This window comes from Glycomyces sp. MUSA5-2 (assembly GCF_037034145.1).
Classification (GTDB): domain Bacteria; phylum Actinomycetota; class Actinomycetes; order Mycobacteriales; family Micromonosporaceae; genus Glycomyces; species Glycomyces artemisiae.
This window is the reverse complement of record NZ_JBAGKG010000002.1, coordinates 384,690-400,260: the sequence shown is the minus strand read 5'-3', so window position 1 is coordinate 400,260 and position 15,571 is coordinate 384,690. Positions and strand designations below refer to the sequence as shown.

11 protein-coding genes and 1 pseudogene are annotated in these 15,571 nt (G+C 72.8%); 5 read left to right on the top strand and 7 right to left on the bottom strand.

Going from position 1 to position 15,571, the window contains the following annotated elements; genetic code table 11:
- The first annotated feature begins 195 nt into the window (after nucleotides 1–195).
- The 4 genes and pseudogenes from WA640_RS07520 to WA640_RS28810 form a co-directional block, all read left to right on the top strand.
- Nucleotides 196–1,401, top strand: coding sequence for a glycosyltransferase (locus tag WA640_RS07520; RefSeq protein ID WP_442904691.1), 1,206 nt, complete (start codon nucleotides 196–198; stop codon nucleotides 1,399–1,401).
- A gap of 1 nt (nucleotide 1,402) precedes the next feature.
- Nucleotides 1,403–3,553 (top strand): RNA polymerase recycling motor ATPase HelR, encoded by a 2,151-nt coding sequence (gene helR, locus WA640_RS07515; RefSeq protein ID WP_335986934.1) that lies wholly within the window; start codon nucleotides 1,403–1,405, stop codon nucleotides 3,551–3,553.
- Between the two features lie 85 nt (nucleotides 3,554–3,638).
- Nucleotides 3,639–4,502 carry an alpha/beta fold hydrolase gene (locus WA640_RS07510; protein WP_335986933.1) on the top strand — a complete coding sequence of 288 codons (864 nt, stop codon included), beginning with the start codon at nucleotides 3,639–3,641 and terminating at the stop codon, nucleotides 4,500–4,502.
- A gap of 114 nt (nucleotides 4,503–4,616) precedes the next feature.
- A pseudogene (locus tag WA640_RS28810) lies at nucleotides 4,617–5,357 on the top strand (ZIP family metal transporter); the annotation flags it as partial.
- Between the two features lie 499 nt (nucleotides 5,358–5,856).
- Here WA640_RS28810 and WA640_RS07490 read toward each other — a convergent pair.
- From WA640_RS07490 to WA640_RS07480, 3 genes are all read right to left on the bottom strand, one after another.
- Nucleotides 5,857–6,048, bottom strand: a complete 192-nt coding sequence (locus WA640_RS07490) for a ferredoxin (RefSeq protein ID WP_335986929.1) — start codon at nucleotides 6,046–6,048, stop codon at nucleotides 5,857–5,859.
- Nucleotides 6,049–6,112: 64 nt separating this feature from the next.
- Nucleotides 6,113–7,210 carry a sensor histidine kinase gene (locus tag WA640_RS07485; RefSeq protein ID WP_335986928.1) on the bottom strand — a complete coding sequence of 366 codons (1,098 nt, stop codon included), beginning with the start codon at nucleotides 7,208–7,210 and terminating at the stop codon, nucleotides 6,113–6,115.
- Nucleotides 7,207–7,851, bottom strand: coding sequence for a response regulator transcription factor (locus WA640_RS07480; protein WP_335986927.1), 645 nt, complete (start codon nucleotides 7,849–7,851; stop codon nucleotides 7,207–7,209). Before WA640_RS07480 ends, WA640_RS07485 begins: the two co-directional genes overlap by 4 nt.
- Nucleotides 7,852–8,085: 234 nt before the next feature.
- On the opposite strand from WA640_RS07480, the gene WA640_RS07475 reads away from it, so the two are divergent.
- Complete coding sequence (locus WA640_RS07475; protein WP_335986926.1) at nucleotides 8,086–9,423, top strand: DUF418 domain-containing protein; 1,338 nt, start codon at nucleotides 8,086–8,088, stop codon at nucleotides 9,421–9,423.
- 79 nt (nucleotides 9,424–9,502) lie between these two features.
- Here WA640_RS07475 and WA640_RS07470 read toward each other — a convergent pair whose 3' ends face one another.
- The 4 genes from WA640_RS07470 to WA640_RS07455 all read right to left on the bottom strand — a co-directional run bounded on the left by WA640_RS07470 (nucleotide 9,503) and on the right by WA640_RS07455 (nucleotide 15,564).
- Nucleotides 9,503–10,963 carry a glycosyl hydrolase family 18 protein gene (locus WA640_RS07470; protein WP_335986925.1) on the bottom strand — a complete coding sequence of 487 codons (1,461 nt, stop codon included), beginning with the start codon at nucleotides 10,961–10,963 and terminating at the stop codon, nucleotides 9,503–9,505.
- Nucleotides 10,964–11,247: 284 nt separating this feature from the next.
- Complete coding sequence (locus WA640_RS07465; protein ID WP_335986924.1) at nucleotides 11,248–12,240, bottom strand: CorA family divalent cation transporter; 993 nt, start codon at nucleotides 12,238–12,240, stop codon at nucleotides 11,248–11,250.
- The gene (locus WA640_RS07460) at nucleotides 12,237–14,891 is read right to left on the bottom strand and encodes a bifunctional [glutamine synthetase] adenylyltransferase/[glutamine synthetase]-adenylyl-L-tyrosine phosphorylase (RefSeq protein WP_335986923.1); all 2,655 of its coding nucleotides are present in this window, start codon (nucleotides 14,889–14,891) and stop codon (nucleotides 12,237–12,239) included. Before WA640_RS07460 ends, WA640_RS07465 begins: the two co-directional genes overlap by 4 nt.
- Complete coding sequence (locus tag WA640_RS07455) at nucleotides 14,881–15,564, bottom strand: type 1 glutamine amidotransferase (RefSeq protein ID WP_335986922.1); 684 nt, start codon at nucleotides 15,562–15,564, stop codon at nucleotides 14,881–14,883. Before WA640_RS07455 ends, WA640_RS07460 begins: the two co-directional genes overlap by 11 nt.
- Nucleotides 15,565–15,571: the final 7 nt, after the last annotated feature.

Genomic DNA, 15,571 nt, shown 5'->3' with positions numbered 1-15,571 from the left:
CGTGCTTTTCGGAGTGTGGGGGCGGACTGCCCGGAGCGCCGTTCCGGGCCCGGGAACGGCGAAGGGAAGGGGCCCATCGCTCCTTCCCACTTCAGTTTATACAACGACTCCCGCGCCGCCGGGTGCATCGGGGTGCGCAAATGCCCTCTGACCTGCTGCACAATATGCATCCTGACCACGAGACGGGAGCCGGGAATGCGATTTCTGATGACGACCTTCGGGTCGCGCGGGGACGTCGAGCCGATCGCGGGGCTGGCCGCCGCGCTGCGCGCGCAAGGAGCGGAGGCGGTGGTGTGCGCGCCGCCGGACGAGGAGTTCGCGCAGCTCCTCGGCGGGCTCGGCGTCGAGCTGGTGCCGATGGGGGCGCCGGTGCGCCCGCAGATCAGCGGGCCGAAGCCGCCGTCGATGGCCGACGCGCCCCGGCGCGCGGCCGGGCTCGTCGAGGCCCAGTACACCGCGGTTGTGGCCGCGGGCGAGGGCTGCGACGCCGTCCTCGGGACCGGCCTGCCGCCAGTCGGGGCGAGGCTCGCGGCGGAGCGGCTCGGGACGCGGTTCGTGTACGCGGGCTTCGTCCCCGGCGTGCTGCCGTCGCCGCACGTGCGCCCGCACGGCCGGCCCGGGAAGCCGTTCCCCGAAGGCGAGACGGACAACCTCAAACTGTGGGAGGTCGACCGCGAGAACCTCCACGCCCTCTACGGCCCGCCGCTGAACGAACGCCGCGCCGAACTCGGCATGAAGCCCGTGACCGACGTACGCGCCTACCTGCTCGACCACCGCCCGTGGCTCGCCACCGACCCGGAGCTGGGCCCGTGGACGCCCGCGCCGGGCTACGAGGTAGAGCACACGGGTGCGTGGTTCGCGCCCGACGACCGGCCGCTCCCCGCGGCCCTGGAGGCGTTCCTCGACGCGGGCGAAGCCCCCGTCTATGTGGGCTTCGGGTCGATGCCGTTCCAGTCGGGCCGGGACGCGGCCGAAGCGGCCGTCGCGGCGATCCGCGACCAGGGCCGCCGGGTGGTCGTCTCGCGCGGCTGGGCCGACCTGGTGCCCGACGGCGGGGACGACGCCTTCGCCGTGGGCGAGGCCAACCACCGCAGGCTCTTCACGCGCGTCGCCGCCGTGGTCCACCACGGCGGGGCAGGGACCACCCACAAGGCCGCGCTCGCGGGCGCGCCGCAGGTCGTGGTGCCGCAGATCGCCGACCAGCCGTACTGGGCAGGGCGCGTCGCCGCGCTCGGCGTCGGTGCGGCCCATGACGGTCCGAACCCGACGTACGAATCGATGACCGCGGCGCTGCGCACCGCCCTGGCGCCCGAGACGAAAGAGCGTGCCGCCGCACTTGCCGGACGTATCCGCACCGACGGCGCCGAGCGCGCCGCGCGCCTCCTCATCGAAGGGAACTGAGTTGACGAGTCCGTTCGCACTCCCCGACCGCCTTGCGGCCAAATCAGATCCGGCGCTCATCGCCGACGACGAGCGGCACTTCGCCGCCATCGCGGCGAGCCTGGAGGCATCCATCGCGGACCTGTCCGCGCGCCTGGAGGAGACGCTCAAGGCCGAGGGCGGGTCGGGCCAGTACGACGGCCAGCACGCCGCCGACCGCGACCGCGACATCCACCGGCTGACGAACCGGCTCCAGACCTTGCGCCGGTACGGCCTGGACCTGTGCCTCGGCAAGGCCGTCGACGATGCGGGCGACACCGTCTACATCGGGCGGATCGGCCTCACCGACGGGCAGGGCCGGCGCCTCCTCGTGGACTGGCGCTCCCCCGCGGCCGAGCCGTTCTTCGGTGCGACGCACGGCGATCCGATGGGCCTGGAGAGCCGCCGCCGCTACCGCTGGACCGGCGACCGGATCACCGACTACTGGGACGAGGTCTTCACCGCCGACGGCTTCACCGGCCACGCCGCCGCGCTCGACGACCAGTCCGCGTTCATCGCCAGCCTCGGCACCGAGCGCTCCGACCGGATGCGCGACGTCCTGGGCACCATCCAGGCCGACCAGGACGCGATCATCCGCGCCGGGTCGGGCGGCGCGCTCGTCGTGGACGGCGGCCCCGGCACCGGCAAGACCGTCGTCGCGCTCCACCGCGCCGCCTACCTGCTGTACTCCGATCCGCGCCTGGGCCACCACCGCGGCGACGTGCTCGTGGTCGGCCCTTCGGAGCCGTACCTCGCGTACGTCTCCGACGTGCTCCCCAGCCTCGGCGAGGAGGGCGTCCAGACCTGCACGCTGCGCGACCTCGTGCCCGGCGGCGCCGACGCCGCGGCCGAGACCGACCCGGAGGTCGCACGGCTCAAGGCGAGCGCGGACCTCGTGCGCGCCATCGAACCCGCCGCGCGCCGCTACGAGCAGCCGCCGAAGCGCGGCCTGCGCGTCGAGACCAACTGGGGCGACGTGTACCTCAGCGCGGCCGACTGGGCCGACGCGTTCGCCGCGGCCGAGTCGGGGATCGCGCACAACGAAGCGCGCGACCAGGTCTGGCAGGAGCTCGCCGAGATCGTGCTGGCGAAGCTCCCCGACGACGCCGACGTCTCCGAGGAACTGCTGCGCCGGTCCCTCGCCCGCAACCGCGAGCTCCTGGCCGCGTTCGACAAGGCCTGGCCGGTCATCGAGCCCACCGACCTCGTCGCCGCGTTCTGGGCCTCGCCGGAGTTCCTCGCCTGGTGCGCCCCGCACCTCAGTGAGGAGGAGGTGCAACGGCTGCAACGCAAAGACCCGTTCGCGTGGACCGCGTCCGACCTGCCGCTGCTCGACGCCGCCCGCCGCCGCCTCGGCGACCCCGAGGCCTCCCGCAACGCCCGCCGCCGCGAGGCGGAGATCGCCTCCGAGCGCGAGGTCATCGACAAGGTCGTGGAGGACCTCCTCGAAGCGGGCGACGGGAACGTCGAGGAGATGATCCTCCTCAAGGGACTCGACCTCCAGGACGCCCTGGTCCACTACGAGGACCTGGAGACCGCCGACCCGGACCTGCTCGCGGGCCCGTTCGCGCACGTCGTGGTGGACGAGGCGCAGGAGCTGACCGACGCCGAGTGGCAGATGCTGCTCCAGCGCTGCCCGTCGCGGTCGTTCACGATCGTCGGCGACCGCGCCCAGGCCCGCCACGGGTTCACCGAGTCGTGGACCGAGCGCCTGGAGCGGGTCGGCATGGGCCGCATCGATATCAGCTCGCTCAGCATCAACTACCGCACGCCCGAGGAGGTCATGGCCGAGGCAGAGCGGGTCATCCGGGAGGCGCTCCCCGACGCGAACGTGCCGACCTCGGTGCGCCGCAGCGGCATTCCCGTGACGCACGGCCCGCTCGCGGACCTCGACGCGATCCTGGAGGAGTGGCTCGCGGCGCACGCCGACGGCACCGCGTGCGTCATCGGCGCTGCGGACTTCACGCCGCCGCCGCGCGTCCGCTCGCTCACGCCCGAGCTGTCGAAGGGCCTCGAATTCGACCTCGTCGTCCTCGTGAACCCGGACGGGTTCGGCACCGGCATCGAAGGGGCCGTGGACCGGTACGTGGCGATGACCCGCGCGACAGGGAGGCTGGCGGTCCTCACCGGCTGACCGGTTCGTCGATTCGCGTGCGGCGATGAATCCGGTGATCCAGTCTCGTCCTATCCCCAGGAACCCTGATCCACGAGGAGACGACATGACCGATCCGAAGACGCACACGCTGGACGCGCCCGGCGCCGAGCTGTACTACGACGTGCGGGAGGGCGAGACGGCGAACGCGCCGACGCTGCTGGTCATCGGCTCGCCGATGGCCGCGGCCGGGTTCGTCACGCTCGCCTCGCACTTCCCGGACCGCCGCGTGGTCACCTACGACCCGCGCGGGTCCGAGCGCAGCCGCCGCACCGACGGCGCCGCCGAGTCCACGCCCGAGGAGCACGCCGACGACCTGCACCGGGTCATCGCGGCCGTCGGCGGGCCCGTCGACGTGTTCGCCTCCAGCGGCGGCGCCGTCAACGCGCTCGCGCTCGTGGCGAAGCACCCCGAGCAGGTGCGGACCCTCGTCGCGCACGAGCCGCCCGCCGCCAGCGCCCTCCCCGACCGCGAGTCGGCCCTGGCCGTCATGCGCGACATCCAGGACACCTACAAGACCTCGGGGTTCGGCCCGGCCATGGCGAAGTTCATCGCCGTCGTCATGTACGACGGCGAGCTCACCCCGGCCTACCTCGACGGGCCCGCGCCCGACCCGGCGGCGTTCGGCCTCCCGACCGAGGACGACGGCACCCGCGACGACCCCCTGGTCGGCCAGAACATCGTCACCTGCGGCGCCTACGAGCACGACTTCAAGGCGCTCCGGGCCGCACCGACCCGCATCGTCATCGCGGTCGGCGCCGAGTCCGGCGAGACCTTCGCCGCCCGCGGCGGCCGGGCCGTCGCCGAGCGCATCGGCGTCGAGCCGACGGTGATGCCCGGCGACCACGGCGCGTTCCTCGGCGGCGAGTACGGCCAGACCGGGAAGCCCGACGAGTTCGCCGCCGCGCTGCGGGAGATTCTCTCGGCGTAGGCGAAACAGGCACGGGGACCGCCGGGACGCCGGCGGTCCCCGCTTCGTCTTCGACCGTTCTGACCCCTAGGCAGGCCCTAGACTGGCGCCCATGGCACGAGCGTGGAGCGTCCGGTGCCCGGCTGGCTGAGCGCGGGCGGGTGGGGCCTGCTCGCGGGCGGCGCGCTCGTCGCGGGCGCGCTCGTCGGGTACCTGGTCCGCGTGCCGCAGGCGGTGATCGCGGCGGTCATGGCGTTCGGGTCCGGCGTGCTCATGTCGGCGGTCGCGTTCGACCTCATCGCCGACGCGAACGAGCGCGGCGGCCTCGTCCCGACCGCGCTCGGCGCCGTCGCCGGGGCGCTCGCCTACACGCTCGCCAACGTGGTCCTCGCGCGCCGCGGCGCGCGGCACCGCAAGCGCTCGGGCGCCCAGCAGGCCAGCGAGTCCGATCAGCCGGGGTCGGGCACCGCCATCGCGCTCGGGGCGCTGCTCGACGGCATCCCGGAGTCGATCGTCATCGGCACGAGCCTCCTCGGCGGCGGGCCGGTGAGCGCCGCGACCGTGGTCGCCGTGTTCGTCAGCAACGTCCCCGAAGGGCTCTCCAGCGCGGCGGGCATGCGGAGGGCCGGGCGCGGGCGCGCCTACGTGTTCGGGCTGTGGACACTGATCGCCCTCGCCAGCGGCCTGGCCGCCGCGGCGGGGTACGCGTTCCTCGGGGACGCCCCCGCGACGCTGCTCGCGGCGATCACCGCGCTCGCGGGCGGCGCGATCCTGTCGATGATCGCCGACACGATGATCCCGGAGGCGTTCGAGGACGCCCGGTTGTGGACGGGGCTGATCGCGGTCCTCGGCTTCCTGGCCGCGTTCGCGATCGCCCAGTGGTTAGCGGGCGTGGGCCTCGTTGTAGCGGGCGACGACGCCGTCGGGGAGCTTGCCGCGGGACTTGACGGGCAGGTCGTTCTCCTCGGCCCAGCGGCGGATGTCGCGGTTGCGGTCGCGGTCGTCGCGGGTGGGGACGCGGGGCGCGCGGGGCGGGACGGCGCGCGCCACGTGGTAGCGGCCCAGCTCGGTCCCGAACTCGCGGTAGGCGGTCAGGCGGTCGCGGAGCTCGTCGGCGTGGGCGCCGGAGAGGTCCACGCTGTACAGATAGCCGTCGATGCCGAACTCGACCGACTCGGCCGCTTCGCTCCCGTCGATGTCGTCGAACAACGTGACCACGGTCTTCTTCGCCACGGCTTCGCCTTCCTAACAGGATTGTGACCAGTGCCGGTGCGCATTGGAGCGCAGCAGTTCCGCACATACTAGCGAAACGGTCCCCCCTGTCGGCTGACGCGGGCCCCGCGTGTGGGCCCGCCCGACCGGGCGGGCCCGGCGGCTACTCCAGGCGCAGCGCCGCGGCGGGGCACAGCTGCACCGCTTCGGCCACTTCGGTGTCGCAGTCCTCGGCCTCGTCGGCGAGGAGGACGACGCGGCCGTCCTCGTCGTTCTGGTCGAAGTACTCGGGCGCGGTCAGCGCGCACATGCCCGACCCGGCGCACTGCTCGGTGTCGGCGACGATCCTCACCACGGCCGTTCTCCGTTCCCTCGACTGCTGCGTATATGGAGACTATACGTATATGCAGGGCGGCGGGTCAAGCGGGGAGGACGAGCGTGTTCCGCCAGCCGCCTTCCGGGGTCGGGGCCCAGGTCAGCGTGCCGCCGAGGAGGGCCGCGCGCTGCTGGAGGCCGAGGAGGCCGTGCCGGGAGCTCGGCAGGACGACCGGGGTGCGGGTCGGCGCGGTGTTCGCGATGGTCACGGTGACCGCCCCGTCGGCGTGGGCCAGCGCGATGTCGGCGCGGGCGCCCGGGGCGTGCTTGCGCACGTTGGTGAGCGACTCCTGGACGGTCCGGTAGATCGCCCGCTCCTTCGGCGGGTCCAGGTCGGGCAGGGCGCCGATGCGAAGGGCCGCTTCGATGCCGCTGTTGCCGACGAGGTCGCCGAGCTGCGCGAGGGTCGGCTGCGGGGCGAGCCCGGTGGGGCCGCCGCCTCCGGCGCGGAGCACGTTCACCATGTGCCGCAGCTCGTCCAGGGTCCGCACGCTGAGCTTGCGGATCGTCCCGGCCGCGTCCTTGGCCTCGGGGTCGGCGGTGCTCACCTGGAGCGCGCCGGCCCGCACGGCGATGAGCGAGACCTGGTGCGAGACGACGTCGTGCATCTCGCGGGCGAGCTGCGCGCGCTCTTCGGCGAGGACCTTCTGCGTCGCCATGAGCTGCTCGTGCTCGCGGGCCGCCGTGATCTCCTCCAGGCGCGCGGACAGCTCGCGGCGGACCTGCACGAGCTGGCCGAGGAACGCGGCGGCGGCGGCCGGGGCCAGCGCGTAGGCGATGCTCGCGAGCCACCACGAGTCGGCGAACAGGTCGGCGGGGCCCGATTCGAGCGGCCAGATCATGCACATCGCGAGGACCACCGAGCCGACGGCCAGGAGCCAGCGCCGGTGGGTGGCGGCGGCGAGCGTGTAGAGGGCGATGAGGGGCGCGGCGGCCTCGCCCATGAAATAGGCGGTCGGGAGGGTCAGCGCGAACACGGCGAGCGGGAAGCGGCGGCGGAACGCGAGGGCGGCCACGCCGATCGCGGTCGTCGCCATCTCGAAGGTGAGCGGCGGCCACCACCAGTACGTGAACCACAGGTCGGCGGCGGCGACGGCCACGAGGACCGCGTCCGTCATCCACGGGCGCCAGCGGCGCTTCACCGGTCGCCCCGCAGGAGCCCGGCCCGCTCGGCGACGAGCGCGGCCTGGACGCGGCCGTTGACCTTGAGCTTGGTGAGGATGGCGCTGACGTGGTCCTTGACGGTGCCGACGCCGAGGTAGAGCCGGGCGGCGATGTCGCCGTTGGAGAGCCCTTCGGCGAGGAGCACGAGGATCTCGCGTTCGCGGGCGGAGAGGCGCTCGACGGCCGCGGAGGAGCGGGTGCGGCCCGCGAGGTAGCCGTCGACGACGGTGGAGGTGACCTTCGGGGAGAGGACGACGCCGTCGGCGGCGAGGGTGCGGACCTGCACGGCGAGGTGCTCGGGGTCGGTGTCCTTGAGGAGGAACCCGGCGGCGCCCATGCGGAGCGCGGCGGCGACGTACTCGTCGGTGTCGAAGGTGGTGAGCATGGCGACGACGGGCGGCGCGGGGAGCGCGCGGAGGCGTTCGAGGATGGTGAGGCCGTCGACGTCGGGCATGCGGATGTCGAGGAGGACCACGTCGGGGTGGAGGTGGGCGGTCTCGGCGAGGGCCTGGCGCCCGGAGACGGCGGCGACGACCTCGATGTCCCCGGCGGCGTCGAGGATGTGCTGGAAGCCGGTGCGGATGAGGGCTTCGTCGTCGACGACCAGTACCCGGATCATGCGGCCTCCTCTGTTTCGGTCCCCGATTCGTAGCACGCGCGCGCCACTCCCCGCGCGTGCGGCGCACTCCGGGTGTGCGCGTTCTCGCAGTTCGGGGTCCTGGAAGGGTCCGGGGTCCCCGCCGATCGGCGGGGGCGGAACGGCCGGGCGGCGGGACGGCCCCGTCCCGGCGGCGGGCGCGGTCCCGCGCATCGAGGGATGGGAACGGCCCCCGGCCCGCCGCACCCTGGCTGCATGACTGACACCATTGCATTGCGGGCGAAGGAACCGGGGTCGCAGGACCCCGCGCTCGCGCCGCCGCCGGACCGGGGCGCGTCGATCGGGCGCATCGTCGGCCTCGACGCCGCCCGCGCCGTCGCCGTCTTCGGCATGTACTACTCGCACGTGGGCCCGTGGTCCGACGAGTTCGGGACGTGGAGGTCCTTCCTCATGGACCTCCCCCACGGCCGCTCGTCGGCGCTGTTCGCGACGCTCGCCGGGCTGTCGCTCGTGCTCATCGCGGGCGGCTCGGAGCCGAAGACGGGCCGGCCGCTGCGCCAGGCCGTCGTCAAGATCGCGATCCGCGCGGTGCTGCTGCTGGCGCTGGGCACCTGGCTCACCAGCACCGGGACGTCGATCGTGGTGATCCTCGCGTTCTACGGCCTGTACTTCCTGCTCGCGCTGCCGTTCATCAAGCTGCGGGCGCGGACCCTCGCGATCCTCGCGGCCGCGTGCGGCCTCGGCGGGCCGATCCTGGTGCAGCTCATGTGGACCGCCACCTGGACCGAGGGCTTCGACGCGCACGACCCGCTCGTGCGGTGGGGCGGGGACGGCCTGCTGTCGCTGCTGCTCATGGGCACGTACCCGGCGATGGCCTGGATGGCGTACATCTTCACGGGTATGGCGCTGGGGCGCTTGGACTTCGCGCGCAAGGCCGTCCGGGTGCGGCTCGCGGTCGTCGGTCCGGCGCTGGGCCTGCTCGGCTACGGGGGCTCGTGGCTGCTCGGGAAGCTCATGCCCCAGACCGCGACGGGATTCGACGACGAGTCGTATGCGGCCTTCGACAAGGCGTGGAAGGAGGCGGTCGGCAGCGCCGACACCGACGCGTGGACCGAGGAGCAGTGGAAGGCGTTCGACGAGGAGCACGCCTCGCTGTGGGACAAGCTCCCCGCCGGCGACACGGTCGGCACCGGGTCGGGCCTCGACTGGGCGAGCCTGACCGGCGCCTCGCCGCACTCGGGCACCCCGTTCGAGCTGGCCGGGAACATCGGCGTCGCGATCAGCGTCATCGTCGGGCTCGTCGCGCTGCTCGCCTACTGCGGCGCCGTGAGCACGTGGTCCCGCCGCGTCCTCGCGCCGCTCATCGCGGTCGGATCGATGTCGCTGACGGTGTACGTGGCGCACATCGCGGGCGTCTGGTTCCTCGTGGACCACCCCGCGAACGGGGTCGGCTACGAGACCGGCTGGCGCATGTGGGCGGTGTTCTGCGTCGCCGCGATGCTGTTCGCGCTCATCTGGAAGCGGCTGCTCAAGCGCGGCCCGCTCGAATGGGCGATGACGCTCGCGACGAAGCCCGCGAAGTTCGTGAGATAGGACGGTCGGCGGGGGCCGGTGCGGCGGCCCCCGCCGACCTGTCCGGGGTCAGCGATCCGGGTTCGGAGCGGGACGGCTCCTAGTTCAGACCGGCGGCGATGGCGTTGACCAGCTGGCCGTTGCTGGTGTCGCCGGAGAGCTCCCAGGAGAACGCGCCGCCGAGGCCCTGGCCGTCGAGCCAGGCCGTCTTCGTCGCGATCGTCGCCGGGGTGTCGTAGGACCACCACTCGTTGCCGCACTTGGCGTAAGCGGTGCCCGCGATCGTTCCCGTCGCGGGGCATTCGTTCACGAGGACCTTGTAGTCCTCGATGCCGGCCTCGTAGGTGCCCGGGGCCGCGCCGGTGGCGGAGCCGCCCGGCGCCGCCTGCGTGACGCCCGTCCAGCCGCGGCCGTAGAAGCCGAAGCCGAGCAGCAGCTTCGAGGACGGGACGCCGAGCGACTTGAGCTTGGCGATCGCCGTCGAGGCGTCGAATCCGGCGATGGGCTGGCCGCTGTAGGAGTTCAGCGGCGAGTGGGGTGCGGTGGGTCCGTCGGCGTCCCAGGCGCCGAAGTAGTCGTAGGTCATCACCTGGTAGTAGTCGACGTACTGGGCGGCCGTGCCGTACCCGCCGAGGTCGATCTTGCCGCCGGAGGTGCCGTCGGCGGTGATCGCGGCGGTCACGAGCTCGTTCCCGAACTTCGAGCGCAGCGCGCTCATCAGGTTCGTGAACGCTTGCGTCCCACTGGAGTCGCAGGTGAGGCCGCAGGCGTTCGGGTACTCCCAGTCGATGTCGATGCCGTCGAACAGGCCGTCCCAGCGGGCGTCGTGCAGCAGGTTGTAGCAGGACTCGGCGAAGGCCGCCGGGTTCTGCGCCGCCTGGCCGAAGCCGCCGGAGTAGGTCCAGCCGCCGAAGGACCAGACGATCTTGATGTGCGGGTACATCTCCTTGAGCTTGAGGAGCTGGTTGAAGTTGCCGCGCAGGGGCTGGTCCCAGGTGTCGGCGACGCCGTCGACGGCCTGGTCCGCGGTGTACGCCTTGTCGATCGCCGCGTACGAGTCGTCCAGGGTGCACTGGCCGTTCTTGACGTTGCCGAAGGCGTAGTTGATGTGGGTGAGGTCCTCGGCCGAGCCGGAGGACACGATGTTCTTCACGTGGTAGTTGCGGCCGTAGACGCCCCACTCGGTGAAGTACGCGGCGTTGATGTCGCCGCCGGTGCCGGGTTCACCGGTCGGTTCCTCGGTGGGCTCCTGGCTGGTGGGGTTCGCGCTGGTCGTCGGGTCGGTGCCGCCGCCGCAGGCTTCGAGGGTCTGCCAGACGCCCCATTCGCCGGTGGTGCCGGGCTCCTCGTTGGTGGTCCACCACTTGGCCTTGTAGTTGTAGCCCTCGTGGCTGACGAGGTCGCCGCCGACGTAGACCTCCGAGGCGGCCCACGGCTCGTTGCAGGTCACGGCGGCGTTGGCGGTGAAGGGATTCGCGACGGTGTAGATCAGACCGGTCGTGAGCAGGGCCAGGGCCGCGCTCGCGACGGCGATGAACCGTCGGGTCCTCAGTCGTCTCAATGTTCCTCCCAAAAGTAAAGAGACTTAACTGATAGGTATCTTTATTTTTATGGGAGGGCCTGTCGAAAGTCAAGCATTCGGATTGAAAAATTTCAATGGCGGCTTTGCTACCGAAATGGGAGCGCGGCCGCGGCGCGCACGGACCGTCACCATTGGCTCGACGTTTTCGTTTTGCGGGGCACCGCTATGGTGTTCGTTGAAGGCAGGCAGGGCCGGAGGGGCGGATCCGCCGCGCAAGGGCATCGTTCGCGATGCGGCGCACGGCGGGTCCGCCCCTCGCCGTTTCACCATTGCGATTCACGGACATCGATCCGTAACAGCCAGCCGTTGCGTTTGAAACCTCGGAAGAGTAGGAAGCACACGATCGCCATCGCCGCCAGCGCGAGCGGATACCCGACGGTCCAGTGCAGCTCCGGCATCACCGTGAAGTTCATGCCGTAGATCCCGGAGATGATCGTCGGCGCGATCGCGATCGCCGCCCACGCCGAGATCTTCTTCGTGTCCTCGTTCTGCCACGTCCCGATCTGCCCCTGGTGCGCGGTGAGGACGGTCGTCAGGAGACTCATGCAAGTCTCGACAGAGGCGTCGACGCGGATGAGGTGCCCGGCGACCTCCCCGAAGCCGGAGCGGTCGAACAGCGGCGCGCCCGAGCGGCCCTGGCGCACCGAGTGCGCGAACGTGATCAACGGCCGCACCGCGTTCTGGAACTCCAGGGTCTCGCGGATGAGGAAGTAGATCTCCTGGTTGCGGTCGATGCGCTGCCCGGAGAAGACGTCGCGCTCCAGGTCGGCGACGTCGTCGGTGAGGTCCTCGACGGCGTCGTCGTAGTGCTCCACGACGGCGTCGAACAGGGCGTGGACGACCGCGGCGAGCCCGCCGGAGCGGAACTTCGCGTCCCGGAGCCGTTCGCGCACATGGGGAACGGGGTCCACGACGCCGCGGCGCAGGGTGACCAGGGACCGGCCGTCGGTGAAGATCGCGAGGTCCCCCGTCTCGACCTGCCGCGTGGCCTCGATGTACCAGACGGTCTTGACGAGCAGCAGCGCCGCGTCGTCGACGATCTCCACTTTGGGGCGGGGGTGGACGGCGGTGGCGGGGTAGGTCCCGAAGCGGTCCATGCCGAGCGCGGCGAGGGCCTCGGGCAGGGCGTCGGCGTCGTCGGCGGCGAACTCGACCCACGCGAACGCGCCCTCGGCGCCCGCGTCGGCCCTGAGCCGATCGCCGCCTCCGCGGCGGTCCTCGGCGCCGTCGGCCGTGACCACGGTGTAGTCGATCATCCGCTCCCCCGTTCCGCCTGGCGGTTCGAGTGTAAGCCGCCCAGGACGATCCGTTGCGCGGCTTCGTGGGCGCGGCGGGTGAGACGGCGGTACTCGTTGAGGAACCGCTCGGTGTCCTCGCCGAACCCGAGGGTCTGTGCGAGCGCGGCGAGTTCGGGGCCCGAGCGCGGCAGGTCGTCGCGGGGGACGCCGCGCGCGAGCGTCATGTCGTTGCGCACCCGCGAGACGAACAGCCACGCCTCGCGCAGCGACAGCAGGTCGGCGGCGTTCAGGTGCCCGGCCGCGGCCGCGGCTTCGAGGGCCGGGACGGTGCGGGTGGTGCGGATGCCCGGCGCTTCGGGATGCTCCAGCTGCAGCAGCTGCGCGGTCCACTCGATGTCGACGAGGCCGCCGCGGCCGAGTTTGGTGTGGCCGTTGGGGTCCGCGCCCCGCGGGAGGCGCTCGGAGTCGACGCGGGCCTTGACGCGGCGGAACTCGGTGCGCTCGGCCTCGGTGAGCCCGCCGGGGCGGTACCTGACGCCGTCGGCGAACTCGGTCCACAGTGCGGCGAGGGCCTCGTCCCCGGCGACGGGCCGGGCGCGCAGGAGCGCCTGGCGCTCCCACAGGCGGGCCCGGTCGGCGTAGTAGCGGCGGTACGCGGCGAAGCTCGGCGCGAGCGCGCCGCCCTTGCCTTCGGGCCGCAGGTCGAGGTCGAGGACCAGCGGCGGGTCGGCGGTGGGCGCGGCGAGGAGGGTGCGCACGGTGCCGACGATCTTCGCGGCGGCCTTGCGCTGGGCGTCGTCGGCGCCGTCGTGGACGAACACGACGTCCGCATCGGACCCGAACCCGGTCTCGCGCCCGCCGAGGCGCCCCATGCCGACGACGAGCATCGGCGGCGCGTCGCCGAGCCCGCGCGCGCCGATCTCCAGGGCCGCTTCGAGCACGGCATCGGTGAGGTCCGAGAGGGCCAGGCCCACGTCCTGGTCGTCGAGGAGCCCGAGGAGGTCGGCGGCGGCGATGCGGATGAGCTCGCGGCGCCGGATCGAGCGGACGGCGCCGATCGCGGCGGTCGCGTCGGCGTGCCGCGCGGCGGCCTGGCGCATCCCGAGCGCCAGTTCCTCGCGCGGGCGCGGCGTCAGGTCCGCGTTGTCGGAGAGGTACCGGAGCGACTGCGGCACATGGAGCAGCAAGGACGTGAAGTACCGGGAGGTGCCGAGCAGGCGCGCGAGCCGGACCGCGGCGGGGCCGCCGTCGCGCAGCAGCCGCAGGTACCAGGGGGTGGAGCCGAGCTTGTCGGAGACCTGCCGGTAGGCGAGGAGCCCGCGGTCGGGCTCGGGCGAGTCGGCGAGCTCGTGGAGGACGACCGGCAGGAGGGCCTTCTGCACTGTGGCCGTGCGGGAGACGCCCGCGGTGAGCTTCTTGATGTGGGTGAGCGCGCTCGCGGGGTCGTTGAAGCCGAGGACGGCGAGGCGCCCGGCGGCCTCGGCCTCGCTCATGCGCAGCTCGGCGGTGGACACGCGCGTGACGGCGTCCAGCAGGGGCTTGTAGAGGAGCTTCTCGTGGAGGCGCCGCGCGGTCGTGGCGTGCGCGCGCCAGGCGGCGAGGAAACCCTCGTCGGTCTTGTAGCCGAGGGTGCGGGCGAGGTGGTGCAGCGGCTCGCCTTCGCTCGGCACGCGGTGGGTGCGCAGGAGCCGCTGGAGCTGGAGCCGGTGCTCGACGGTGCGCAGGAAGACGTAGGTCTCGGCGAGGTCCTCGCCGTCGCGCCGGGCCAGGTACCCGCCCGCGACGAGCACGTCGAGGGCCTCCAGTGTGGACCGGACGCGGAGAGCGGGGTCGCCGCGGCCGTGGACGAGCTGCAGGAGCTGGACGGCGAACTCGATGTCGCGCAGGCCGCCCGGGCCGAGTTTGATCTCGTACTTGCGCTCGGCGGCGGGCACAGAGTCGACGACCTTGCGGCGCATGTCGCGGATGTCGGCGACCACGCCGGGCCGGTCGGCCGCGCCCCAGATGAACGGCTGCACGGCCGCGAGCCATGCGAGCCCCAGCTCCAGGTCCCCCGCGGCGGGCCGGGCCTTGAGGAGCGCCTGGAACTCCCAGGTGCGGGCCCAGTCCTTGAGGTACGCGGTGTACGACTCGACGGTGCGCACCAGCGCGCCCGAGCGGCCCTCGGGCCGCAGTCCGGCGTCGACGGGCCACGTCGCGGGGCCCACGACCTGGATCAGCCGCGCGGCCTGGCGGGTGGCGAGCGCGAGGTCCCCTTCGGCGACGAACACGACGTCCACGTCGGACACGTAGTTCAGTTCCTCGGCGCCGGTCTTGCCCATGGCGATCACGGCGAGCCGGGCGTCCCCGGGGTGCTCTTCACGGGCCAGGTCGAGCCCGCGGGCCAGGACCGCGTCGGCGAGGCGGGAGAGGGCGTCGGAGGTGGCCCGCAGATCGGTGCGGCCGGTGAGGTCGGCGGCGGCGATGCGGAGCAGGTTCTCCTTCCAGGCGGTGTTGAGCTGGAAGGGCCCTGCCGCGCGCAGGCGCGCGAACCCGGCGTCCTCGTCCTCGGTGAGCGCGGGCTCGGACTCGGGGTGGGCGCGCAGGAACTCGGCCAGCGCGTTGCTGGCCGCGACGACCGCGAGGCGCGCCTCGTCCGCGTCCACCGCGTGCTCGCTCTCAGACGTCAAGGAGGGGCAGCGCCTTCTTCTCGCCCGCGGCGACCTTCGCGAACCGCTGGAGGATGGGCTTCCACGTGTGGACGATGTGCTCGTCGACCTCGGCGGCCTTGGCGAGCGCGGCTTCGTCGAAACCGCCGAAGCCCGCGAGCTGCTCGGGCGTGAACTCGAAGTGCGACTGGACGCCCCAGGCGCTGTCGCGGATGCGGAAGACCTCAAGGGCCCCTTGGGGGGACGCGGCCAGCAGGGTCGCGTCCTCGGGGAGTTCGACGAGCTCCTGGCGGCGCCAGCGGATCACGTCGATGGTCATGGGCGCGGGGCCGAAGATGAGGTCGCGTCCGGCGGCGTCGCGCTTGGCGAGCATCCGCGGGCCGTTCGGCGCGTCGTGGTCCTCCACGCGCCCGCCGAACGCGGCGGCGAGGAGGCGGGAGGAGGAGCAGATCGCGAGGAGCGGCGTCTGGTCGGCGACCGCGGTGGCGAGGAGCCCGGTGAGCTCGTCGCTCCAGTCCTTCCCGCGGCCGCCCCCGAGCGCGATGAGGGCCTCGTGCCCCCCGGCCGAGTTCGGCACGGCCTCACCGAGGTGCGGCCGCACCGTGTCGAGCTCCATACCGGCCTCGGCCAGCCATGCGGCGGCCCGCCCGAGGCCCTGCTCCGGATCGTTCTCGATGACGAGTGCGGTGGTCACCCGTACA